This window comes from Pseudomonas sp. KB-10 (assembly GCF_018221585.1).
Classification (GTDB): Bacteria; Pseudomonadota; Gammaproteobacteria; order Pseudomonadales; family Pseudomonadaceae; genus Aquipseudomonas; species Aquipseudomonas yangonensis.
Map to the genome: position 1 here is coordinate 523,408 of NZ_QYYB01000003.1, position 22,152 is coordinate 545,559.

17 protein-coding genes, 7 tRNA genes and 1 pseudogene are annotated in these 22,152 nt (G+C 61.2%); 17 read left to right on the plus strand and 8 right to left on the minus strand.

Features of this window, described 5'->3' with window-relative positions; all coding sequences use genetic code 11:
• Nucleotides 1-40: 40 nt before the first annotated feature.
• Both DXK50_RS11025 and DXK50_RS11030 read right to left on the minus strand, forming a co-directional pair.
• Complete coding sequence (locus DXK50_RS11025) at nt 41-484, minus strand: REP-associated tyrosine transposase (protein WP_212630329.1); 444 nt, start codon at nt 482-484, stop codon at nt 41-43.
• 93 nt (nt 485-577) lie between these two features.
• A pseudogene (locus tag DXK50_RS11030) lies at nt 578-1,723 on the minus strand (IS3 family transposase).
• Nucleotides 1,724-2,047: 324 nt separating this feature from the next.
• Between DXK50_RS11030 and ihfB the strand changes: the two are divergent.
• The 3 genes from ihfB (at nt 2,048) to DXK50_RS11045 (ending at nt 5,131) form a co-directional block, all read left to right on the plus strand.
• Nucleotides 2,048-2,332, plus strand: coding sequence for an integration host factor subunit beta (gene ihfB / locus DXK50_RS11035; protein WP_212630330.1), 285 nt, complete (start codon nt 2,048-2,050; stop codon nt 2,330-2,332).
• Nucleotides 2,333-2,741: 409 nt separating this feature from the next.
• Complete coding sequence (locus DXK50_RS11040) at nt 2,742-4,718, plus strand: polysaccharide biosynthesis protein (RefSeq protein WP_461818753.1); 1,977 nt, start codon at nt 2,742-2,744, stop codon at nt 4,716-4,718.
• 89 nt (nt 4,719-4,807) lie between these two features.
• Nucleotides 4,808-5,131, plus strand: coding sequence for a ComEA family DNA-binding protein (locus DXK50_RS11045; RefSeq protein WP_212630332.1), 324 nt, complete (start codon nt 4,808-4,810; stop codon nt 5,129-5,131).
• Between the two features lie 257 nt (nt 5,132-5,388).
• Here DXK50_RS11045 and DXK50_RS11050 read toward each other — a convergent pair.
• Both DXK50_RS11050 and DXK50_RS11055 read right to left on the minus strand, forming a co-directional pair.
• Nucleotides 5,389-5,464 (minus strand) — tRNA-Asn (locus DXK50_RS11050).
• A gap of 321 nt (nt 5,465-5,785) precedes the next feature.
• Nucleotides 5,786-6,982, minus strand: a complete 1,197-nt coding sequence (locus DXK50_RS11055) for an amino acid aminotransferase (RefSeq protein WP_212630333.1) — start codon at nt 6,980-6,982, stop codon at nt 5,786-5,788.
• A 245-nt stretch (nt 6,983-7,227) separates the two neighbouring features.
• Here DXK50_RS11055 and uvrB point away from each other — a divergent pair, with 245 nt between their 5' ends.
• Complete coding sequence (gene uvrB / locus DXK50_RS11060; RefSeq protein ID WP_212630334.1) at nt 7,228-9,243, plus strand: excinuclease ABC subunit UvrB; 2,016 nt, start codon at nt 7,228-7,230, stop codon at nt 9,241-9,243.
• 596 nt (nt 9,244-9,839) lie between these two features.
• On the opposite strand, the gene DXK50_RS11065 is transcribed toward uvrB, so the two are convergent.
• Together DXK50_RS11065 and DXK50_RS11070 are read right to left on the minus strand one after the other, a co-directional pair.
• Complete coding sequence (locus DXK50_RS11065; RefSeq protein WP_249186770.1) at nt 9,840-11,393, minus strand: MDR family MFS transporter; 1,554 nt, start codon at nt 11,391-11,393, stop codon at nt 9,840-9,842.
• Nucleotides 11,383-12,432 carry an HlyD family secretion protein gene (locus DXK50_RS11070; RefSeq protein ID WP_212630335.1) on the minus strand — a complete coding sequence of 350 codons (1,050 nt, stop codon included), beginning with the start codon at nt 12,430-12,432 and terminating at the stop codon, nt 11,383-11,385. Before DXK50_RS11070 ends, DXK50_RS11065 begins: the two co-directional genes overlap by 11 nt.
• Before the next feature lie 107 nt (nt 12,433-12,539).
• Here DXK50_RS11070 and DXK50_RS11075 point away from each other — a divergent pair, with 107 nt between their 5' ends.
• The 10 genes from DXK50_RS11075 to DXK50_RS11120 all read left to right on the plus strand — a co-directional run bounded on the left by DXK50_RS11075 (nt 12,540) and on the right by DXK50_RS11120 (nt 17,472).
• Nucleotides 12,540-13,460 (plus strand): LysR family transcriptional regulator, encoded by a 921-nt coding sequence (locus DXK50_RS11075; RefSeq protein WP_161865327.1) that lies wholly within the window; start codon nt 12,540-12,542, stop codon nt 13,458-13,460.
• A gap of 34 nt (nt 13,461-13,494) precedes the next feature.
• Nucleotides 13,495-14,976, plus strand: coding sequence for a glutamate--tRNA ligase (gltX, locus tag DXK50_RS11080; RefSeq protein WP_212630336.1), 1,482 nt, complete (start codon nt 13,495-13,497; stop codon nt 14,974-14,976).
• A 202-nt stretch (nt 14,977-15,178) separates the two neighbouring features.
• Nucleotides 15,179-15,254 (plus strand) — tRNA-Ala (locus tag DXK50_RS11085).
• 60 nt (nt 15,255-15,314) lie between these two features.
• Nucleotides 15,315-15,390: transfer RNA gene (locus DXK50_RS11090), tRNA-Glu, on the plus strand.
• 49 nt (nt 15,391-15,439) lie between these two features.
• A tRNA-Ala gene (locus DXK50_RS11095) sits at nt 15,440-15,515 on the plus strand.
• A gap of 48 nt (nt 15,516-15,563) precedes the next feature.
• Nucleotides 15,564-15,639 (plus strand) — tRNA-Glu (locus DXK50_RS11100).
• Nucleotides 15,640-15,686: 47 nt separating this feature from the next.
• Nucleotides 15,687-15,762, plus strand: a tRNA-Ala gene (locus DXK50_RS11105).
• A 48-nt stretch (nt 15,763-15,810) separates the two neighbouring features.
• A tRNA-Glu gene (locus DXK50_RS11110) sits at nt 15,811-15,886 on the plus strand.
• Between the two features lie 184 nt (nt 15,887-16,070).
• The gene (locus tag DXK50_RS11115) at nt 16,071-16,610 is read left to right on the plus strand and encodes a TetR/AcrR family transcriptional regulator (protein ID WP_212630337.1); all 540 of its coding nucleotides are present in this window, start codon (nt 16,071-16,073) and stop codon (nt 16,608-16,610) included.
• Between the two features lie 22 nt (nt 16,611-16,632).
• Nucleotides 16,633-17,472: an alpha/beta hydrolase gene (locus DXK50_RS11120; protein WP_212630338.1), complete on the plus strand. Its 840-nt coding sequence runs from the start codon at nt 16,633-16,635 to the stop codon at nt 17,470-17,472.
• On the opposite strand, the gene DXK50_RS11125 is transcribed toward DXK50_RS11120, so the two are convergent.
• Nucleotides 17,442-19,304 carry a sensor domain-containing diguanylate cyclase gene (locus DXK50_RS11125; RefSeq protein WP_212630339.1) on the minus strand — a complete coding sequence of 621 codons (1,863 nt, stop codon included), beginning with the start codon at nt 19,302-19,304 and terminating at the stop codon, nt 17,442-17,444. The two genes, DXK50_RS11120 and DXK50_RS11125, sit on opposite strands and share 31 nt — an antisense overlap.
• Nucleotides 19,305-19,512: 208 nt before the next feature.
• Here DXK50_RS11125 and DXK50_RS11130 point away from each other — a divergent pair, with 208 nt between their 5' ends.
• Complete coding sequence (locus tag DXK50_RS11130) at nt 19,513-19,962, plus strand: acyl-CoA thioesterase (RefSeq protein ID WP_212630340.1); 450 nt, start codon at nt 19,513-19,515, stop codon at nt 19,960-19,962.
• Between the two features lie 5 nt (nt 19,963-19,967).
• Here the strand turns inward: DXK50_RS11130 and DXK50_RS11135 are convergent, their stop codons facing one another.
• Nucleotides 19,968-20,363: a hypothetical protein gene (locus tag DXK50_RS11135; RefSeq protein WP_212630341.1), complete on the minus strand. Its 396-nt coding sequence runs from the start codon at nt 20,361-20,363 to the stop codon at nt 19,968-19,970.
• A gap of 96 nt (nt 20,364-20,459) precedes the next feature.
• Between DXK50_RS11135 and DXK50_RS11140 the strand changes: the two genes are divergently transcribed.
• Nucleotides 20,460-21,407 (plus strand): tRNA dihydrouridine synthase, encoded by a 948-nt coding sequence (locus tag DXK50_RS11140; RefSeq protein WP_212630342.1) that lies wholly within the window; start codon nt 20,460-20,462, stop codon nt 21,405-21,407.
• Nucleotides 21,408-21,686: 279 nt separating this feature from the next.
• Complete coding sequence (locus DXK50_RS11145) at nt 21,687-22,136, plus strand: Hsp20 family protein (RefSeq protein WP_161865319.1); 450 nt, start codon at nt 21,687-21,689, stop codon at nt 22,134-22,136.
• Nucleotides 22,137-22,152 lie beyond the last annotated feature (16 nt).

The window sequence follows — 22,152 nt, forward strand, 5'->3', positions numbered from 1 at the left end:
CGCCATGCCAGGGCCCGCTCCATGAATTGCACTTGGACATTCATATCCAAATTGCATCCCAATGCGGATAGTCTCCAATACGCTCTGCTAGTCCGGCTCTTAACGGATTCGCCACCACATATCGCGCCACGTTCCGAACATCCTCTTCCTGGCGTAACGCGTGATCATGAAAGCCCCTCTGCCATGTAGGTCTGCCGAGGCGCTTTGCTGAAATTGATTTGACTCGCCCGACCAGGCTCGTTAGGTCTTCACTTTGTAGTTGCAGCAACCAATGCAGGTGATCCGGCATCACAACAAAGCAGAGCGTTTGGTGTGACCCAAGAAGCTCATCCTGACGAATGATCTGTATTAGCGTGCGTGCTGCAGAAAGATCGGCAAATACCGGTGCGCGATCCTTGGTTACGGTCGTAACGAGATAGATTTGTCCTTCACAGGACCATCGGCCCTTACGAAGCTTATGAGCGGCATACAGTTTCTCGTCCATCGGACTCCCTTCCATGGATGTTTCCTAGCCAAGTCTAGTGACAAAAGAAGCTTCGCTTGTTGTGGTCAACGAAAACTGGACACTGGTTTAGGTTTATCCGGCCAGTGATTCGGTTTCCGCTGGCGTTCTGTATCCGTTGTAGCTGTGTGGTCGTTGATGGTTGTAGTAATCCGTCAGGTAGCGCAGCACATCAGCCTCAGCTTGTCCTTGGCTGGAATAGCCATGCTCGGGCATCCACTCCGTTTTCAGGCTTCTGAAAAAGCGCTCCATCGGTGCATTGTCCCAGCAGTTACCGCGGCGGCTCATGCTCTGCTTGATGCGGTAGCGCCAGAGCATCTGGCGGAACTCAATGCTGGTGTAGTGGCAGCCTTGGTCAGAGTGAAACATCAGTTGTTGCGGACAACCTCGGGACTCGTAGGCCACGCGTAACGCGCGCGTCGTGAGCTGCGAGTCAGGTCGATTGGACAGTGCCCAACCGACAATGCGGCGCGCATACAACTCCATGACTGCTGCCAGGTAGATCCAGCGATTACCCGCCCAGATGTATGTCACATCACCGCACCACACTTGGTTGGGGCCGCTTACTGCGAATTGCCGATCCAGTGTGTTGGCCGCAATGGCGCTTTCGCCATCGGCCTTGCGGTAGCGATGCTTGCGACATTGCGAGCTCAATAGCCTGGCTGGCTTCTTTCATCAGGCGCCCAGCCAGAAAGCGGCCAACCTGCACGCCCTGCATTCGCAGCGCTGCCGACAATGTTCTGGCTCCTGCGGAACCACGACTTTGTGCATGAAGCTCGGCAGCCAGCTGACGCAAGGCAATTCGCCTGTGATCAACTCGGCGACGGCGTTTGCATGCTTCGTAAACGCTACTGCGCTGCACATCAAACACTCGGCACAGTTCGGCTCGTGGATACCGCTCACCCAATGCCTCAATCAGCGCTACTGATCGAGGGAGTCCGACATCAAGAGAGCGGTAGCCTTTTTTAGGATCTCCTTCTCCCGCTCCAGGCGCCGAACCTGGGCTTCCAGTTCCTGTATGCGCCTTTGCTCAGGCGTCAGGGCTTTGCTGCGTGGTGGTGTAATGCCGCCACGCTCGCTGCACAGTTGCTCTACCCAGCGACGCAATGCAGTCGGGCCTACGCCTATCGACTTACAGGCTTCGGGAATGGAGTACCCCTGGTCCAGAACCAGGCCGGCTGCTTCGAGTTTGAAATCTGTACTGAATGATCTTCTGGTCACGCAAACACCTCATGGCTGGGCGAAGCTTAACGCCCTATCGGGGTGTCCAGAATCATTGAGCCACAACAGCTCCGAGGCGGGGCTCCTACACCAACCAAAAAACGCCGCAGTCCTCCCGTAGGAGCGGCGCCTCGCCGCGAACAGCGCTGTTTCGGCAGCCCTGGTCAACTTCTCTACCATGTCGCTCGGGGCGTCATTCGCACCCGAAATCGGCTATTTCCCATATTGCGCTAAGACATTGTTTTTTAGGCTGTTCAAAAGCTGACCAGCGTGCTAAAACCGAACCGTCGAGTCTTCTAGCCGCTTGAAAAAGAAGGGAAAACCATGACCAAGTCGGAGTTGATCGAAAGAATTGTCACCCATCAGGGGCAGCTCTCCTCCAAGGATGTCGAGCTGGCCATCAAGACCATGCTGGAGCAAATGTCCCAGGCGCTGGCGACGGGGGATCGCATCGAAATTCGCGGCTTTGGCAGCTTCTCGCTGCACTATCGTGCTCCGCGCGTGGGGCGTAACCCCAAAACCGGCCAGTCGGTGCGTCTGGATGGCAAGTTCGTGCCGCACTTCAAACCGGGCAAGGAGCTGCGCGATCGAGTTAACGACGATGAGTGATCTGGGATGGTGAGTCGGCCCGGTGGTACGTAAATGGCGTCATTCATGCATACGATTTTTTGTCGTTACATAAAAATATTCTGTTCGTTGTATAACCGTTGGTCTCAATAGAGCCCCACTGCGGGTCGCCAACAACCGGTATAGGAGCGGCGTCTGTTCCAGATGTCTGCGCATTTCTGAATGAGCGAGTTCTGTTCTAGTTGCCCTTATATCGCGGCTAATGCCTGCGCTGAAGCCTAAGGGCGAGCGCAGTATTCAATGAGGGCAATGACCTCCACAGAGTTGCTTGCGGAGCTGGAGAATGGCAAGGTAATTGGCCGATCGGATTAGAGCTTTACTTAGCAGCATCTTTCAGTATCGTTATTGAATGATTCAGCTCTATTTTCAGTCACTTCTCAGGTTGATACTAGTGCGTGAGTTTTTGATTGCTTTACCCAGGCGGCAGAAGCGTTTTTTGCAATTGGCAGCTGACACGCTGTTGATCTGGGTTGCGCTTTGGCTGTCCTTCGCAGTTAGGTTGGGCGACTTTTTTGCAGCTAGCCCCTTCGACGGCCATGGTTGGTTGTTTATCACTGCCCCACTTATCGCATTGCCGATATTCATTCGCATGGGGATGTATCGCGCGGTGATGCGTTATGTCGGTAGCGACGCACTCCTCACTATTGCCAAAGCGGTTACCTTATCGGCTCTTGTATTGACCCTTGCTGTATATTGGTACGCTGGCCTTACGGCGATAGTGCCTCGCTCTATGGTTTTCAATTATTGGTGGCTTAGCCTCCTGCTGTTGGGCGGCTTGCGCTTGGCGATGCGTCAGTTTTTTATCGGTAATTGGCTGGATCCGCTGAGCCAGCAGGTTGATTCTGGCAATGGAGTGGCGCGAGTAGCCATATATGGTGCTGGTACTGCAGGTAATCAGCTACTAGCCGCCTTGCGCTTGAGTGCAACGATGCGTCCCGTGGCATTTGTGGATGACGATGCCGGGGTTGCCAATCGTGTCATCGCCGGACTGCGTGTTTATACCCCCAAGCACATTCCACAAATGATCGACGAGACGGGGGCTGATGAGATTTTGCTCGCTATGCCTTCGATCTCGCGCGCCCGCAGACGACATATTCTTGACAGGCTGGAGCGTTATGCTTTGCATGTGCGAAGCGTGCCAGGATTTAATGATCTGGCAAGTGGGCGAGTAAAAGTTGAGGATATACAAGAAGTAGATATTGCTGATCTTCTAGGTCGTGATAGCGTTCCACCTTGCCAGGACCTCCTCCAGCGCTGCATAAAGAACCAAGTAGTTTTGGTGACCGGGGCTGGCGGCTCCATCGGTTCTGAGTTGTGTCGTCAGATTCTGACGAGCGGTGCTCGTGTGCTGCTGCTTTTCGAGCACAGCGAGTTCAATCTCTACAGTATTCATGGCGAATTGCAGCAGCGAAGCGAGCGAGAGTCGCTGCCGATCAAGCTGGTACCGATTCTCGGGTCTATCCGTAACTTTGAGCGTTTATTCGATATTCTGCAGACTTGGCGGGTGAACACCGTGTATCACGCTGCTGCGTACAAGCATGTGCCGATGGTCGAGCATAACGTTGCTGAAGGGGTGCTGAATAACCTCGTGGGAACCGTCAATGCCGCGCAGGCTTCTATCAAGGCTGGCGTAGCGAACTTCGTCCTCATCTCCACCGACAAGGCGGTTCGGCCTACCAATGTGATGGGGAGCACCAAGCGGTTGGCTGAGATGGTGCTACAGGCGCTGAGTCGTGAGCCGGCACCGCTGTTATTCGGTGATGAGCATGGTGTTCGTCACCTCAATAAGACCCGTTTCACCATGGTGCGTTTTGGTAATGTTTTGGGCTCTTCTGGGTCGGTGATTCCGCTGTTCAGGGAACAGATCAAGCAGGGCGGGCCAGTGACGGTGACGCATCCGAACATCACGCGCTATTTCATGACGATTCCCGAGGCGGCGCAGCTGGTCATTCAGGCTGGTTCGTTAGGGCAGGGGGGCGATGTATTTGTGCTGGACATGGGCGAACCGGTGAAGATCGCTGATCTTGCTGAGAAAATGATTCGTCTGTCTGGGCTGAGTGTGCGCGATGAACGTAATCCGCATGGCGATATTGCTATCGAGTTCACCGGGTTGCGCCCTGGTGAGAAGCTCTACGAGGAGCTGCTGATAGGTGAGGATGTTAAGCCTACCGAGCATCCTATGATCATGCGCGCGGAAGAGGACATGTTGCCTTGGGACGAGTTCAAGGCCCGCTTGCGGGAGCTACTGTCTGCGGTCAATGAGGATGATTACGCGCGTGTGCGAATGCTTCTTCGCGAAACCGTGCATGGCTACGTACCGGAGGGTGAGATCGTTGACTGGATTCATCTCAGGAACCGGGAGCGTTGAGGCTTTTGGTTTGACAGCTGGGTGATAGCGTCTAGTTTGAAAAGCGAGGCCATGGTTGTCTCGCTTTTATAAACAAAGGAGTGTTTCCCATGCTGAAAATCCGCCTATCTTCCGTTCTGTTCGCCGTTCTCGCTTCCTTTTCTCTGGCTGCCGCCGCAGCTGAAACCTCGAAAGCCGAAAGCGCCAAACCGACTGCCGTTCAGGTGGAGCAGGTTGCCGTGGTCAATCTGAACACCGCCGATGCTGCAACACTGCAGCGTGAGCTGGCGGGGATTGGTGCGACCAAGGCGCAGGCGATTGTGGTTTATCGAGAGGAGCACGGTGATTTCGCTTCGGTCGATGAGTTGCTGGAAGTGAAGGGAATTGGGGAGGCCACGCTGGAGAAGAATCGCGGCAAGTTGAGCGTTAACTGACGCTCGTTGGCGTTTCTCTCTAGGCCGGTCGTTGACCGGCCTTTTCGTTTCTGTAGGGCGACGATTGGGCAACGCAATCTGCGCTTTTTGTAGGAGACCCACCTCGGGGCGAAGCTTCTGCTTTTGCGGTGTTTTGGCGAACGATTCGCGGCGGGGCGCCGCTCCTACAGGGGCGGTAAATGGTCTCGCGGGCATGGTCCCTGGTGAGAGTCCTGCAGACAATAAAAAACCCAGCGGTTAGGCTGGGTTTTTGAATTTGGCTCCGCGACCTGGACTCGAACCAGGGACCCAATGATTAACAGTCATTTGCTCTACCGACTGAGCTATCGCGGAACAACGGTGCGTATGTTACTGATTAAAAAGGGGAAGTCAACACTTTGTGGCGACCTCTGGCGGGGAGAATTCGGCGGGATTGGTGTTGGCGCGTGGGAGGGGCTTTAGCCGCGACGGTAAGTGGTGGATCGCGGCTGAAGCCGCTCCTACAGGCCTGGCGGTGCCCGCGGTGTCTGTGTAGGAGCCCCGCCCCGGGGCGAAGCTTTGGCTGTTGCTGCTCACCGTCGAACGATTCGCGGCGGGGCGCCGCTCCTACGCTGATTTGCGGTGCATGCAAAAACGCCGGCACATGGGCCGGCGTTCTTTGGTTGTTACTCTGGCTTACAGCACCGCGTGAATCGCGCGGGTGACGCTGTCCAGGTTGCCTTTGTTCAGCGCGGCGACGCAGATGCGGCCGGTGCCGACGGCGTAGATGCCGAACTCTTCCTTGAGGCGTTCCACTTGCTCCACGGTGAGGCCGGAGTAGGAAAACATGCCACGCTGCTGCGCGACGAAGCCGAAGTCGCGCTTGGCGCCCAGGGCGGCCAGTTGTTCGACCATGGCCAGACGCATGCTGCGAATACGGTCGCGCATTTCGCCCAGTTCGGCTTCCCACATGGCACGCAGCTCGGGGCTGTTGAGCACGCTGGCGACCACGGTGGCGCCGTGGGTCGGCGGGTTGGAGTAGTTGGTGCGGATCACGCGCTTGAGCTGCGAGAGTACACGAGTCGACTCTTCGCGGCTGCTGGTGACCAGGGACAGCGCGCCCACGCGTTCGCCATACAGCGAGAACGACTTGGAGAAGGAGCTGGAGACGAAGAACTCCAGGCCCGATTCCGCGAACAGGCGCACGGCTTCGGCGTCCTGGTCAATGCCATCACCGAAACCCTGATAGGCGATGTCGAGGAAGGGCACGTGCTCGCGCTCGCGCAGTACTTCCAGCACGGCTTTCCAGTCTTCCAGCTGCAGGTCGACGCCGGTCGGGTTGTGGCAGCAGGCGTGCAGCACGACGATGGAACGAGCCGGCAGGTTGCGCAGGTCTTCGAGCATGCCGCCGCGGTTCACGCCGTTGCTGAACGGATCGTAGTAGCGGTAGTTCTGCACCGGGAAGCCGGCGGATTCGAACAGGGCGCGGTGGTTTTCCCAGCTCGGGTCGCTGATGGCCACGGTGGCGTCCGGCAGCAGGCGCTTGAGGAAGTCGGCGCCGATTTTCAATGCGCCGGTACCGCCCAGGGCCTGGGTGGTGATCACGCGGCCGGCTTCGATCAGCGCTGCGCCCTTGCCGAACAGCAGTTCCTGTACGGCCTTGTCATAGGCGGCGATGCCTTCGATCGGCAGGTAACCACGCGGTGCGTGCGCCTCGATACGTGCCTTTTCGGCTTCTGCGACGGCGCGCAGCAGCGGAATTCGCCCCTCCTCGTTGTAGTAGACGCCCACGCCAAGGTTGACCTTGGTGTTGCGGGTGTCCGCGTTGAATGCTTCGTTGAGGCCCAGGATGGGATCGCGCGGAGCCATTTCGACGGCAGAGAAGAGACTCATGATGGGTGCGGCAACTCGAGTGAGGGGTGGGAGGCCAGGCGTCCCCGACAAAAGCGCTAGGGGGCGCGTAAACGGGGCGTTAGTATAACGACCCTGAATCCAGGGGGCGACAGCGCAAAGCCCTGAATTAAGGCCTTTTGCCAGGTAATTCGACTCTACTTGGACCTATCGGCCAATCGCCCCGCAATTCATGGCTTTTGACGCAGTCCGAAAAGAAGCGTCACAGTCATTCGTCGAGGTACTGCATGTCCGAGTTTCAGTTGGAGACCCGCTTCAAACCTGCCGGCGATCAGCCCGAGGCAATCCGGCAGATGGTCGAGGGGCTGGAGGCCGGGCTTTCGCACCAGACCCTGCTGGGCGTGACCGGCTCGGGCAAGACCTTTTCCGTGGCCAACGTGATTGCCAAGGTGCAGCGCCCGACTTTGGTGCTGGCGCCGAACAAGACCCTGGCCGCGCAGCTGTATGGCGAGTTCAAGGCGTTCTTTCCGAACAACGCGGTGGAGTATTTCGTTTCCTATTACGATTACTACCAGCCGGAAGCCTATGTGCCGTCGTCGGATACCTTCATCGAGAAGGACGCCTCGATCAACGACCATATCGAGCAGATGCGCCTGTCGGCGACCAAGGCGCTGATCGAGCGCAAGGACGTCATCGTGGTCTGTACCGTGTCGTCGATCTACGGCCTGGGCAGCCCCGAGGAGTACCTGAAAATGGTGCTGCACCTCGACCGTGGCGACAAGATGGATCAGCGCGCGCTGCTGCGCCGGCTTGCCGAGCTGCAGTACACGCGCAACGACATGGATTTCGCTCGTGCCACTTTCCGCGTGCGCGGCGATGTGATCGACATCTTCCCGGCCGAATCCGACCTCGAAGCCATTCGTGTCGAGCTGTTCGATGACGAGGTGGAAAGCATCAGCGCTTTCGATCCGCTGACCGGCGAGGTGATCCAGAAGCTGCCGCGTTTCACCTTCTATCCCAAGAGTCACTACGTCACTCCGCGCGAAACCCTGCTCGAGGCGGTGGAACACATCAAGGCCGAGTTGCAGCAGCGTCTGGAATACTTGCGTGGTGCCAACAAGCTGGTGGAGGCGCAGCGCCTGGAGCAGCGCACGCGCTTCGATCTGGAGATGATCCTCGAACTGGGCTACTGCAACGGCATCGAGAACTACTCACGTTACCTCTCCGGCCGTCCGGCGGGCGCACCGCCACCGACGCTGTACGACTACCTGCCGGACGAGGCGCTGCTGGTGATCGACGAGTCCCACGTCTCGGTGCCGCAGGTCGGCGCGATGTACAAGGGCGACCGCTCGCGCAAGGAGACGCTGGTCGAATATGGCTTTCGCCTGCCTTCGGCACTGGATAACCGGCCGATGCGTTTCGAGGAGTGGGAGTCGGCCTGCCCGCAGACCATCTTCGTTTCCGCTACGCCGGGACCTTACGAGGCCGAGCATGCCGGGCGGGTGATCGAGCAGGTGGTGCGGCCCACAGGCCTGGTCGACCCCGAAGTGGAGGTGCGCCCGGCGCGCACCCAGGTCGACGATCTGTTGTCGGAGATTCGTTTGTGTGTCGCGGCGGGCGAGCGTGTGCTGGTCACTACGCTGACCAAGCGCATGGCCGAGGACCTGACCGATTATCTCGGCGATCACGACGTCAAGGTGCGCTACCTGCACTCGGATATCGATACCGTGGAGCGGGTGGAGATCATCCGCGATCTGCGCCTGGGCACCTTCGATGTACTGGTGGGCATCAACCTGTTGCGCGAGGGCCTGGATATGCCCGAGGTGTCGCTGGTGGCGATACTCGATGCGGACAAGGAGGGCTTTCTGCGCAGCGAGCGTTCGCTGATCCAGACCATCGGCCGCGCGGCGCGTAACCTTAACGGCCGGGCGATTCTTTACGCCGACAACATGACCGGCTCGATGCAGCGCGCCATTGGCGAGACCGAGCGTCGACGCGAGAAGCAGATTGCGTTCAACGAGGCCAATGGCATCGTACCCAAGGGCGTACAGAAGGACATCAAGGACATCCTCGAAGGCGCCGTGGTGCCGGGCGCGCGCAGCAACAAGCGCAAGGGTATGGCCAAGGCGGCGGAGGAGAGCGCCCGTTACGAGAACGAACTGCGCTCGCCGAGCGAAATCACCAAGCGCATTCGTCAGTTGGAAGAGAAGATGTATGCCCTGGCGCGCGACCTGGAGTTCGAGGCCGCGGCGCAGCTGCGTGACGAGATCCAGAAGCTCAGGGATCGGTTGTTGCAGGTGTGAGGCTTCAGTGCGCGTGATGTCGTGGGAGGCGCTTTCGACTCTGGCCTTCTGCCTCCATGCAGCCGTAGCGGCGGCGGTCGCGGCTGAAGCCCCTCCCACAGATCTGGCGGTGTCTGCGGCGTCTGTGTAGGAGCCCCGAATCGGGGCGAAGCTTTTGCTTTTGCGATGTTTTGTCGGGCGATTCGCGGCGGGGCGCTGCTCCTACAGTGGGGGCGGTGCCTGCGGAGTTTGCGTAGGAGCCCCGCCTCGGGGCGAAGCTTTTGCTTTTGCGGTGTTTTGTCGAGCGATTCGCGGCGGGGCGCCGCTCCTACAGCGGGGGACGGTGCCTGCGGCGTCTGTGTAGGAGCCCCCGCCTCGGGGCGAAGCTTTTGCTTTTGCGGTGTTTGTCGGGCGATTCGCGGCGGGGCGCCGCTCCTACAGCGGGGGGGGGGGCGGTGCCTGCGGTATTTGCGTAGGAGCCCCGCCTCGGGGCGAAGCTTTTGCTTTTGCGGTGTTTGTCGGGCGATTCGCGGCGGGGCGCCGCTCCTACAGTGGGGGCGGTGTCTACGGTGTTTGTGTAGGAGCCCCGCCTCGGGGCGAAGCTTTTGCTATTGACGTTAATGCCCTGCGCCACCGCCTGCCATGTTCTGTGGCAGCTTCCGCGTCAGCAGGATCGCCAGCATGCTCACACCCAGGGCGATGCCGATGAAATGGAAGGCATCGTTGTAGGCCATGATGGTTGCCTGCTCATGGACGATCTGGCTGAGCCTGGCCAAGGCCGCCTGCTCGCTGCCCAATGTCTGCGTCAGCAGGTGCAGGCGCTCCTCCACCTGTGGGTTGGTTGGCACGATGGACTCGCGCAGATAGTCGAAATAGAGCTTGGCGCGGGCATCGAGCAGCGTGGCCAGCAAGGCGATGCCGATGGCGCCGCCGAGGTTGCGCAGGATGTTGAACAGACTGGACGCGGAGCCGGCATCCTGCGGCATGATGTAAGCGGTGGCGATCAATGAAACGGTGACCATGATCAGGGGTTGGCCAAGCGCGCGAATGATCTGGATGTGATGGAACTGTTCCCCCGCGAAGTCAGGGTTGAGCACGCCGGAAAAGAAGCTCGCCGCACCGAACAGGGCGAAGCCCAGCGCGCACAACCATTTCGGCGAGATGACCTTCATCAGTTTGGGCACCAGCGGGATCAAAAACAGCTGCGGCACGCCCATCCACATGATCACTTCGCCGATCTGCATGGCGTTGTAACCCTGGATCTGCGCGAGATACAGCGGCAGCACGTAGATCGAGCCATACAGCCCCACACCGAGCCCCAGGCTGGAAATGCTGGCCAGGCCGAAGTTGCGCTCGCGCAGGACGCCAAGGTTGATCAGTGGGTTGGGGCGTGACAGCTGCAGGATGACGAACAGGATCAGGCTGACCAGTGCCACGCTGCCCAGGCCGACGATCAGTTGCGACTCCAGCCAGTCCTTGCGGTGGCCTTCTTCGAGAAATACCTGCAGGCAGCCCAGGCCCATGCCCAGGGTGACGATGCCGGCGTAGTCGGTGGTCTTCAGCAGCTCCCAGTGCGGCGCCTTCTTTTCCAGGCCGTAGAGCAGGCCGGCGATCATGATCAGGCCGGGCGGCACGTTGATGTAGAAGATGTATTCCCAGCCCCAGTTCTCGGTCAGCCAGCCGCCGAGTGTGGGGCCGATGGAGGGCGCGAAGGTGGCGGTGATGGCGAACAAAGCCATGCCCTTTGCGCGATGATGCTCGGGCAGCTTGATCAGCGTCATGGTGAACGCCAGGGGGATCAGCGCGCCACCGGTGAAGCCCTGCAGGGCGCGGAACACGATCATGCTCTCGAGGCTCCAAGCCATCGAGCACAGCAGCGAGGCAATCAGAAAACCTACCGAAACCCACACTGCCAGGCGTCGCGCCGAGAGCAACTGCACCAGCCAGGCGGTCAGCGGGATCATGATGATCTCGGCCACCAGGTAGGAGGTGGAGATCCACGAACCTTCCTCCAGCGTGGCGGACAGCGCGCCCTGGATGTCCTTGAGCGACGAGTTGGTGATCTGGATATCCAGTACCGCCATGAAGGCACCGAGCATGGTGCTCATCACCGCGATCCAGTCGCGCCGGCTGGGCTCCGCCGTGGGGCGGATCAGCGCATCACCCGCCATGGCTGTCGTCGCTACGCAGATCCACGGTCACTTCCACCGACATGCCGGGGCGGATCAGCCCGCGCAGCGGGTTGTCTGCGGCGAAGGTCAGTTTGACCGGGATGCGCTGCACCACCTTGGTGAAGTTGCCGGTAGCGTTGTCCGGCGGCAGCAGGCTGAACTGCGCGCCGGAGGCGGCGAACAGGCTGTCGATGCGGCCTTCGATGGGCGTGTCGGGATAAGTGTCGAACAGCAGTTCGGCCGTCTGCCCGGGGCGCATGCGGCCGATCTGGGTTTCCTTGAAGTTGGCCTGGATCCAGATGTCCTGGTCCGGCACCAGCGACAGCAGGTAGGCGCCACTTTGCACCACCTGGCCTTCACGGGCCGAGCGCTGGCCGACCATGCCGCTGATAGGCGCGTGGATCTGCGTGCGGGAAAGATTGAGATCGGCCTGCTCCAGGTCGGCTTGGGCGGAGAGAATGAGCGCGTCCAGGCGTTTGAGCTCGGCTTCCAGGCTGGCGACCTGTTGACGCTGCGCCTGCAGGTCGGCCTGGGCCTTGGCCACTTGCGAGCGGGCCACGCGGTTGTCGGCGGCCAGGGTGGTAACGCGTTCTTCGGAGACATAACCCGGCTTGCGCAGGGTCTGGGCACGGCCAAGATCGAGCTTGGCGCGTTCCAGCGTGGCCTGACTGGCGGCGACGTCGGCCTGGCTGGCGGCAATCAGGCTGGCCTGCTGGTCGAGCTTGCTCTGCGCCTGGGCGCGCTCGGCCTGGTGGGTTTCCAGAGCGGCAAGGGCGCGCTGGCGCGCCAGACGGAAATCCGCGTCTTCCAGCTTGACCAGCAACTGACCGGCTTCCACGTGCTGATTGTCGCGCACCAGCACCTTTTCGATGCGCGCATTCAACTGGCTGGAGACGCGGGTGATCTCGCCCTGTACGTAGGCGTTGTCGGTGCTCTCGTGATAGCGGCCAACCAGCAGCCATTGAGCGAGCAGGGCGCCGACGATAAGGGCCAGAAGGATTGCGAAAACGAGAAGGCGGCGTTGCAGTTTGGCGGGCATGCTTGAGGCTCAGGATGCGACAAAGAAATGTAAGTAAATTTAACAGTGTTCCCTTTGTGCCAGTAGACTGCGGGCCTGGCATGCTTTGTTGCGTATGAGGAACAATCATGGGGCTGGATGACGCACTGATCTTTACCCGCGTGGTGGAATGCCACAGCTTCACCCAGGCGGCGACCAGCCTGGGGATGCAGAAGTCCACGGTCAGCCGGCGTATCGCCTTGCTCGAGGAGCGTCTCGGTGTCCGTCTGCTCAATCGCACCACGCGCAAGTTGCGTCTGACCGAGGTGGGGCAGGCCTATTACGAGCGTTGCCGGCAGATCATGCTCGACTTCGCCGAGGCCGAGCAGGCGGTGATGCAGCTGCAGCGCGAGCCGTCGGGGTTGCTGCGCATCACCTCGCCCATCGAGTTCGGCCAGCTGTTTCTCGGGCGTGTGTTGGGCGAGTTCATGCGCCAATACCCCCAGATCAATGCCGAAGTGGAGCTGACCTCGCGCTTGGTCGATCCGTTGGAGGAGGGCGTGGATATCGCCATTCAGGTCGGCCAACCGCAGGACTCGACGCTGATCGCACGCAAGCTGTTCGAGAGCGGCCGGCGCCTGTGCGCGAGCCCGGCCTACCTGGCCGCGCACGGTACGCCGCGCAGCGTCGCCGAGCTGGAGGGGCATCGGGCGATTCTGTTGCAGCACGATGCGCCGCGTTATTGGCCGCTGCTGGATGAAAACCTGCCGTGTCAGCGGGTGATGACCTGCAACAACATCACCTTCGCCCGCGAGGCGACCCTGGCGGGCGCCGGGATTTCGGGGTTGCCGGTGATGATCAGCGAGGAGGCGGTGCGCAGCGGGCGCCTGATCGAGCTGCTGCCCGAAGCGCGTCTGCCGGTAGGCGAGGTCTATGCCATCTATCCGTCGCGGCGCTTCCAGGCGATGAAGGTCAAGACCTTCCTCGACTTCCTCATCGCCAGCTTGCCGATCACTCGTGGTGGGCTGCTGGAGCCCGGGGCCGTCGGCCTGCTAACATCGTCTGCTTGATTCAACACCTCGTGTCTTCCTTCCGAGAGCATTCATGACCACCGTCCGTACCCGTATCGCGCCATCGCCGACCGGCGATCCCCATGTCGGCACCGCCTACATCGCACTGTTCAACCTGTGCTTCGCTCGCCAGCACGGCGGTCAGTTCATCCTGCGTATCGAAGACACCGACCAGCTGCGTTCGACCCGCGAGTCCGAACAGCAGATCTTCGACGCCCTGCGCTGGCTGGGTATCGAGTGGGACGAGGGCCCGGACGTAGGCGGCCCGCATGGCCCGTACCGGCAGAGCGAGCGGGGCGAGATCTACAAGCAGTATTCGGACGAACTGGTCGCCAAGGGTCATGCCTTCCCGTGCTTCTGTTCCGCCGAGCGCCTCGATGAAGTGCGCGCGCAGCAGATGGCCAACAAGGAAACCCCGCGCTACGACGGTCACTGCATGCACCTGGACCCGGCCGAGGCGCAGCGCCGCATCGCCGCGGGTGAATCGCACGTGGTACGCATGAAGGTGCCGAGCGAAGGCGTCTGCGTGGTGCCGGACATGCTGCGTGGCGATGTCGAGATCCCCTGGGATCGCATGGACATGCAGGTGCTGATGAAGGCCGACGGCCTGCCCACCTACTTCCTGGCCAACGTGGTCGACGACCACCTGATGGGCATCACCCATGTGTTGCGTGGCGAGGAATGGCTGCCGTCTGCGCCCAAGCTGATCAAGCTTTACGAGTACTTCGGCTGGGAGCAGCCGGCGCTGTGCTACATGCCGCTGCTGCGTAACCCGGACAAGAGCAAGCTGTCCAAGCGCAAGAACCCCACCAGCATCACCTTCTACGAGCGCATGGGCTACCTGCCGCAGGCCATGCTCAACTACCTGGGGCGCATGGGCTGGTCGATGCCGGACGAGCGCGAGAAGTTCTCGCTGGCCGAGATGATCGAACACTTCGACATCAACCGCGTATCGCTGGGCGGGCCGATCTTCGATCTGGAAAAGCTCTCCTGGCTGAACGGTCAATGGCTGCGCGAGCTGCCGGTGGAAACCTTTGCCGCCGAAGTGCAGAAATGGGCGCTCAACCCCGAGTACCTGATGAAGATCGCGCCGCACGTGCAGGGCAGGGTGGAAACCTTCAGCCAGATCGCTCCGCTGGCTGGCTTCTTCTTCTCCGGCGCGCTGAACCTGGACGCCAAGCTGTTCGAGCACAAGAAGCTCTCGCCTGACCAGGTACGCCAGCTGATGCAGTTGATCCTGTGGAAGCTCGAAGCGCTGCGTCAGTGGGAAAAGGAACGCATCACCGGCTGCATCCAGGCTGTGGTCGAACATCTGGAGCTGAAGCTGCGTGATGCCATGCCGCTGATGTTCGCCGCCATCACCGGCCAGGCCAGCTCGGTGTCGGTACTCGATGCCATGGAAATCCTCGGCCCGGATCTGACCCGCTTCCGCCTACGCCAGGCGCTGGAGCTGCTCGGCGGCACCTCGAAGAAGGAAGCCAAGGAGTGGGAGAAGCTGCTGGCGAGCATCGGCTAAGTTGAGGCGCGCAGCCGTGGGAGGGGCTTTAGCCGCGATGATTGGATTTTGTCGCCGCTGAAGCGCCTCCCACGGTTACGGCTCACTCTCCATGAGCGGAGGCTCTAAGTAATTGTTCTAGTGGCAAAAACTTTTGGCTGGCAGGAAAAATGTTGTTGACAGCCACTCAGGGCGCTCTTAACATGCGCCCCGTCCTCGAGATGGGGCTATAGCTCAGCTGGGAGAGCGCTTGCATGGCATGCAAGAGGTCAACGGTTCGATCCCGTTTAGCTCCACCAATCACGACTCCTTCGGGAGTGCCAGAATCGGTCTGACCGATTCGCGATCAGGGGTTTTGCGTCCCCTTCGTCTAGTGGCCTAGGACACCGCCCTTTCACGGCGGTAACAGGGGTTCGAGTCCCCTAGGGGACGCCACTTATTCCAGCCGCAGCGCGCAGGCGTTGCAGCCAGGCCGAAAGGTTTCGGGGCTATAGCTCAGCTGGGAGAGCGCTTGCATGGCATGCAAGAGGTCAACGGTTCGATCCCGTTTAGCTCCACCAAACACTGACAAGGCCAGCGCGAAGCTGGCCTTGTTCTTCGAAGGTTCTGTCCCCTTCGTCTAGTGGCCTAGGACACCGCCCTTTCACGGCGGTAACAGGGGTTCGAGTCCCCTAGGGGACGCCACTTTCCAGTCGCAACGCGCAAGCGCTGCGAGCCGACCGCAAGGTTTCGGGGCTATAGCTCAGCTGGGAGAGCGCTTGCATGGCATGCAAGAGGTCAACGGTTCGATCCCGTTTAGCTCCACCAATCACGCTCAAGGCCAGCCTAGTGCTGGCCTTGTCGTTCGAAGGTTTCGTCCCCTTCGTCTAGTGGCCTAGGACACCGCCCTTTCACGGCGGTAACAGGGGTTCGAGTCCCCTAGGGGACGCCAATTTTCTTGCCGCATTTGCGGAACCCAGGGGCTGCCTCTTCAGAGGCGGCCCCTTTTTGTTTCTGCATTGTCTGTCTCGGCTCTGTGCGCCGTCGCATTACCAGCGGACCAACGGTCGCTGCAGTAACTTGCAAATTAATATGATGGTCGTAATATTGTGCCCATCATATGAAGAGGGTTGGCCATGAGCGACGGCAAGAGTGAAACCCGTAAACGCATTCTCGCTGCTGCGCAGCGCGTGCTTGCAGAGCGTGGCCCCAGCGATCCCGCGGTTGCGGAGGTGATGGCCGCTGCAGGGTTGACGGTGGGTGGTTTCTACGCCCATTTCCCCAGCAAGGATGCCCTGATGCTCGAGGCCTTTCGCCAGTTGCTCAGCGTGCGGCGCGAGGGGGTGGCCGCGGTCGATCCGAAACTCGCCGGTGTGGAGCGCAGGGCCCTGATGGCAGCCTTCTATCTGTCGCGTCGGCACCGCGACACGCCTGAAGCCTGTTGCCCGCTACCCAGTTCGCTGGCGGAAATCGCACGTATGCCGGACGGCTTTCGTCAGGCCCTGGCCGAGCACATTGAATTGATGGTGGCGCAGATGAGCAGTGCGCCAGAGGAGGCGAATGCAGCGCTGGCCGACCTGGCGCTGATGGTGGGTGGTCTGGCTCTGGCCCGGGCGCTGGGCCCCGGCGAGCTGTCCGATCGTGTGTTGCGTGCTGCCAAGTCGGCAATGGTGTGAATCAGGCTCCAAGGAGAAGATGATGAACCAGATGACATGGGTACGTGGCGTCAATGCAACCCTGGGCAGAGTAGTTCCGCAAATGGTCGCCAGCCGTCTGCGCGAGCGTTTCATGACGCCGCGCAACCTACCTCCGCGGGACTGGGAGCTGCCGCTGCTGGTCAGCTCCGAGCGCATCACCTTGCGTTTTGGGTTGTCTGCCTTGCGCTGGGGCAGTGGGCCAACGGTCTTGCTGATGCATGGCTGGGAGGGGCGGCCCACTCAATTCGCTGCATTGATCGGCAGCCTGGTGGATGCCGGTTATGGCGTTGTTGCGCTGGATGCCCCGGCGCACGGGCGTTCCCCTGGGCGTGAGGCCAATGTGGTGCTGTTTGCACGAGCCCTGCTCGAGGCCGCTAGCGAGCTGCCGCCGCTCAAGGCCGTGATCGGGCATTCCATGGGCGGGGCCAGCGCGCTGTTGGCAACGCAGATGGGGCTACGTACCGAGGCGCTGGTGAGCATCTCCGCGCCAAGCCGGATACTTACCGTGCTGCGTGGCTTCGCCCGTTTCATGGGGCTGCCGGCGGTGGCGCGTTCGCACTTCGTGCGCCAGGTGGAGAGGACTGCCGGCATTCCGGCGGCGCATCTCGACGTGCAGCGCTATCAATTGGAGCTGCCGGGCCTGGTGGTACATGCCGAGGATGATCAGGTGGTGCCCGTGAGCGAAGCTGAGCTGATTCACGCCGCCTGGTTCGACAGCCAGTTGCTGCGTTTGCCGGCCGGCGGGCATCAGCGGGTGCTGGGCGATCCGCTGCTTCTGCAGGCGGTGTTGGGGCTGCTCGGTGAGGTGCGTCAGGCGCCGTCCAGGGCGTTGGCTTCGTAGCTCACGACCTGGTTGCGGCCGCCTGCCTTGGCGCGATACAGGGCGCGGTCGGCCAGCTCCAGCCAGTGCTCACCGCAGCCCGGATCATGCGGTACGCCGGCGTGCAGCCCGATGCTCAGGCTCAGCGCTATCGATTGCTGCTGGTAGTGGCAGGGATTTCGGGACAGGTCTTCGCGCAACTGTTCGGCGAGGTCGAGCGCACCGGTGAGATCGGTGCTGTCGAGCAGGGCGACGAACTCCTCGCCGCCGAAGCGTGCCAGCAGGTCGCTGCTGCGCAGGCGTTGCTGGATGCGCTGGGCCGCATGGCGCAGGCAGGCGTCGCCGGCCAGGTGGCCATAGCGGTCATTGACCTGCTTGAAATGATCCAGGTCCATCATCAGGATCGCCAATGGCTGTCGGCTACGCTCGCCACGGGCGCAGGCGCGCGCCAGTTCCTCGCTCAGCGTTTGACGATTGAACAGGCCGGTGAGGCCATCGCGGCGATTCAGCTCCGCCAGGCGCAGGTTGGCGTTGGACAGTTGCTGCAGGGTGTCCTGCAGGGTCGCGGTGCGTTCCTGTACGCGCTGCTCCAGGCTTTCGCTTATTTGCGTTTGCAATTGCAGATGCTTGGCCTGCTCGTTGCGCAGCCGTCGCTCCTGCTCGATCAGCTTGGCTTGGGCCTGGTGCTCGGCTTCCTGTGCATGGCGGATGCGAGCGGCAAGGGCGATGGAGAAGACCGTCATCTCTATGAGGCCGCCTACCTGCTGCGCGTGAAGGGACAACAAGGAGTAAGGCAGCAGGCCGGTGCCGGTCAGAATGCTGGCCAGGCTGGCGGTGATCAGCACGAACCAGCCCAGCGCGAACAGGCGTGCGGCTGCGTAGCCATCACGCCAGCGCAGCAGAGTGATGACGAAGGCGGCCACGGCGCAGGCTATCACCAGTACGAAGCTGCCAATCAGCGCAGGTGTATAGGGGCCGATGAGCGCCATGCCCATGACCAGCCAGGAACATCCCTGCAAGACACGGGCGACCCAACGGTAAGGACTCGCCGCCTTGTCCAGCTCCAGCACGCCATACGTGAAGTGAATGCCGAACAGCGTGGCCAGCGCTGAACTGAACGGGAAACTCATTTGGTGCCAGGTCAGGGCATTGGGCCACAGCCACTGCAGGGCGAAGCCGAGCTGGATGAACTGATAGAGCGTGAAACTGGCGACGAACAGGCTGTACCAGAGGTAGTTTCGGTCACGTGTGATGCAATAGATGCTCAGGTTGTAGATCAGCATCGCGATCAGGGCGCCGAAGAACAACCCCTGCAGCAAAAGGCTGCGTTGTTCCTCATGGTCGAAGGTGTCGTGTGTCATCACTGTGGCGCTGAGGTTGGCCGAGCCTGCCGTCTGCATGCGCAGCCAGATTCGCAGTTGCTCGCCTGCCTCGAGGTTCAGTGGAAGCACCAGTTGCCGGTGTTCGATCCAGCGCCAGTTGAAGGGGCGCTGGTCTCCCGCCCGGTAGACGCGCGTGCCGTCCAGGCCGTAAGCGTCAAGCTGGTCCAACAACGGGTTGCCGATTACCAGCATCCAGCCAGGCGCGCGATGGTGAGGGTTGTGAACATCCAGACGCAGCCAGTAGGTGCTGCCGCCGTAGCCGAAGCTGGCATCTCGCCGGTTTATGGCTTGCCAGGCGGAGTCGGGTAGGGCGCGGACCTCCGAAAATTCGGCCTGGCCGCTCGGGTCTTCCCAGACTTCCATGTAGGGGCCGGGCAGCACCTGCGTCTGGCCGCTTGGCAACGGCAGGCTTTGCGCCCACGTCAGTGTTGGCAGCAGCAGAAGGATCAACAGGCGCAGGAATGCAGGCAATTGCTCGTTCTCGGGCTCGGGGCGAGTGGCGCATTATGGCGCGCCGCGTTGAAACGATGAAAGCTCGACGCTACATCGAGTGACTGGTCGGCGTATCATGCGGCCCCTGACCGGGCGGTTGTCGAAGATGCTGGCGGCCATGCTCTTGAACTGGATCACTCAGCTTGGCGCGAGCCCTTGTGCCGGCTGCAAACCTGGAGGTACCGCCATGAACTGGGAGTTGCCCAGCCCCTTTGTCATCGATCTCGAAGTGACGGCAGAGGATATCGACGGTCTCGGCCACGCCAACAATGCAGTGTACGTCAGCTGGCTGGAGCGCTGCGCATGGCGCCATTCGCAGTTTCTGGGGCTGGATCTGACCAAGTATCGCCGCCTGGATCGGGCCATGGCCGTGGTGCGCCACGAGATCGATTACCTAGCCAGCGCCTATGAAGGGCAGCAACTGCAGATGGGGACCTGGATCATCGAGTCCGATCAGCGGCTGAAGATGGATCGTCGTTTCCAGCTGGTGCGCCCCGAGGATGGGCTGACGCTGCTGAGGGCCAAGACCACGTTCGTCTGCATCGAGCTTTCCAGCGGGCGCCCCAAGCGCATGCCGGCGGAATTCGTCGACGGATATGGCAAGGCCTTGATGCAGCCTTATCCGCTGGAGCTATAGAGTCCTCAGTCGATCAGCGGCGCGAGAAACACCTGGTGCGGCTCGACCATCACCGCGAACTGACGGGTTTCTCCTGGGCGCAACAGCACCGACTGTGCAACTTCCGGCCCGCGGCCGCCGCAATAGCCGTCCGGTGACAGGGCGGTAGCGACGCTCACTTCGCCGCTGGGCAGGTCCAGGCTGGTGCGCTCACCCGGGCCAAGCTTCGCCACCACCAACTGGTTGACGTAAAGCTCCACGTCGCAGGCGTTCGGCGAGTTGCTGTCGCGGCTGAAGATCAGGCGCGCCGGTGCGTCGGCGACCGGGGCCGCCGGCATTTGTTCGATACCCTGTGGCAGAGCGTCTTCGGCCTGTGCGCTCAACCACCATGTAACCGCAACGATCAACGCGAGATGACGCATAGCGAGCTCCCTGTTTGCTGACGTGCCAGTGTGGCCCATCTTGCGCCTTGCTCGCGACCCCTTAAACTGTGCGCCCCCATTTTTCCGGACTACCTCATGCAAATCGCTCTGGCACCCATGGAGGGGCTGGTCGACGAGATCCTGCGCGACGTGCTGACCCGTATCGGTGGCATCGACTGGTGCGTGACCGAGTTCATTCGGGTGAGCGAGCGACTGTTGCCCGCGGCCACCTACCACAAGCTGGCGCCCGAGCTGTTCAACGGCTCGTGCACTCGCGCCGGCACGCCGATGCGCGTGCAGTTTCTCGGCTCCGACCCGCAGTGCCTGGCCGACAACGCTGCGTTCGCCTGCACGCTCGGCGCGCCGGTGATCGATCTCAATTTCGGTTGCCCGGCCAAGACGGTGAACAAGTCGCGCGGCGGCGCGGTGTTGCTCAAGGAGCCCGAGTTGTTGCACTCCATCGTCCGTGAGGTGCGGCGCACGGTGCCGGCCGAGATTCCGGTGACGGCGAAGATGCGCCTGGGGTTCGAGGGCAAGGAGGGCGCGCTGGACTGCGCGCGGGCACTTGCCGAAGGCGGTGCAAGCCAGATCGTCGTACATGCGCGCACCAAGGTCGAAGGCTACAAGCCACCGGCGCACTGGGAGTGGGTGGCGCGGGTGCAGGAGGTGGTCGACGTGCCGGTGTTCGCCAATGGCGAGGTGTGGACGCTGGATGATTGGCGCCGCTGCCGTGAAATCAGTGGCGTGGATGACATCATGTTGGGCCGCGGTCTGGTATCGCGCCCCGGCCTGGCGCGACAGATCGCGGCGGTCAGGGCGGGTGAGGCGCCCGAGGAGATGAGCTGGGCCGAACTACAGCCGCTGCTGCTCGATTTCTGGCAGCAGGCACGGCGCAAGCTGGCGCCGCGCTACGCGCCGGGGCGCCTGAAGCAGTGGCTGGCGATGCTTACGCGTACCTACCCGGAAGCTGTCGCGCTGTTCGCCGAGGTGCGCCGCGAGCAGGATTGCGAGCGTATCGATCAATTGCTTGCCCCATCTATCTAGGCGTCTTGTTTCGGGGCCGAGCTTTGGCTTTGAAGGCGTTCTGTTGAATGATTCGCGGCGGGGCGCCGCTCCTACAGGCTGTGGGCAATGTCTGCGCCATTGATGTAGGAGCCCCGCCTCGGGGCGAAGCCGTTGGCCCTGAGCCCTGCGCGAAGAGGGGGATGAGCGTACCTTTTGGCAGCCTTGAAATTCTTCTGACCGACCCTAGATAAGTGACTGCGGGATGCCGAAGTCGGGTTCCGCGATATGAACCTTGCTGAAATTTTCAGGAGAATACTCATGAGCAACGTACTGTCTCTGGCCCCTCTGTTCCGCCAGTCCGTCGGTTTCGACCGTTTCAACGATCTTTTCGAATCTGCCCTGCGCAGCAATGACGCCGGCAGTTCCTACCCGCCCTATAACGTCGAGAAGCACGGCGAGGACCATTACCGCATCGTGGTCGCGGCTGCCGGCTTCGAGGAAGACGACCTGGAGTTGCAGGTCGAGCGCGGCGTACTGACCGTGGTCGGCAACAAGCGCGATCGCAGCGCCGAGAGCATCAGCTACCTGCATCAGGGTATCGCCCAGCGCGCGTTCAAGCTGTCCTTCCGCCTGGCCGACCATATCGAGGTCAAGGGCGCCAATCTGGTCAACGGTCTGCTCCATGTCGAACTGGAGCGCATCGTGCCGGAAGAGGCCAAGGCCAAGCGCATCCCTATCGGCAGTCAGCGTCCTGCGCTGGAAAGCTGAGTCGATGCGGATGAAA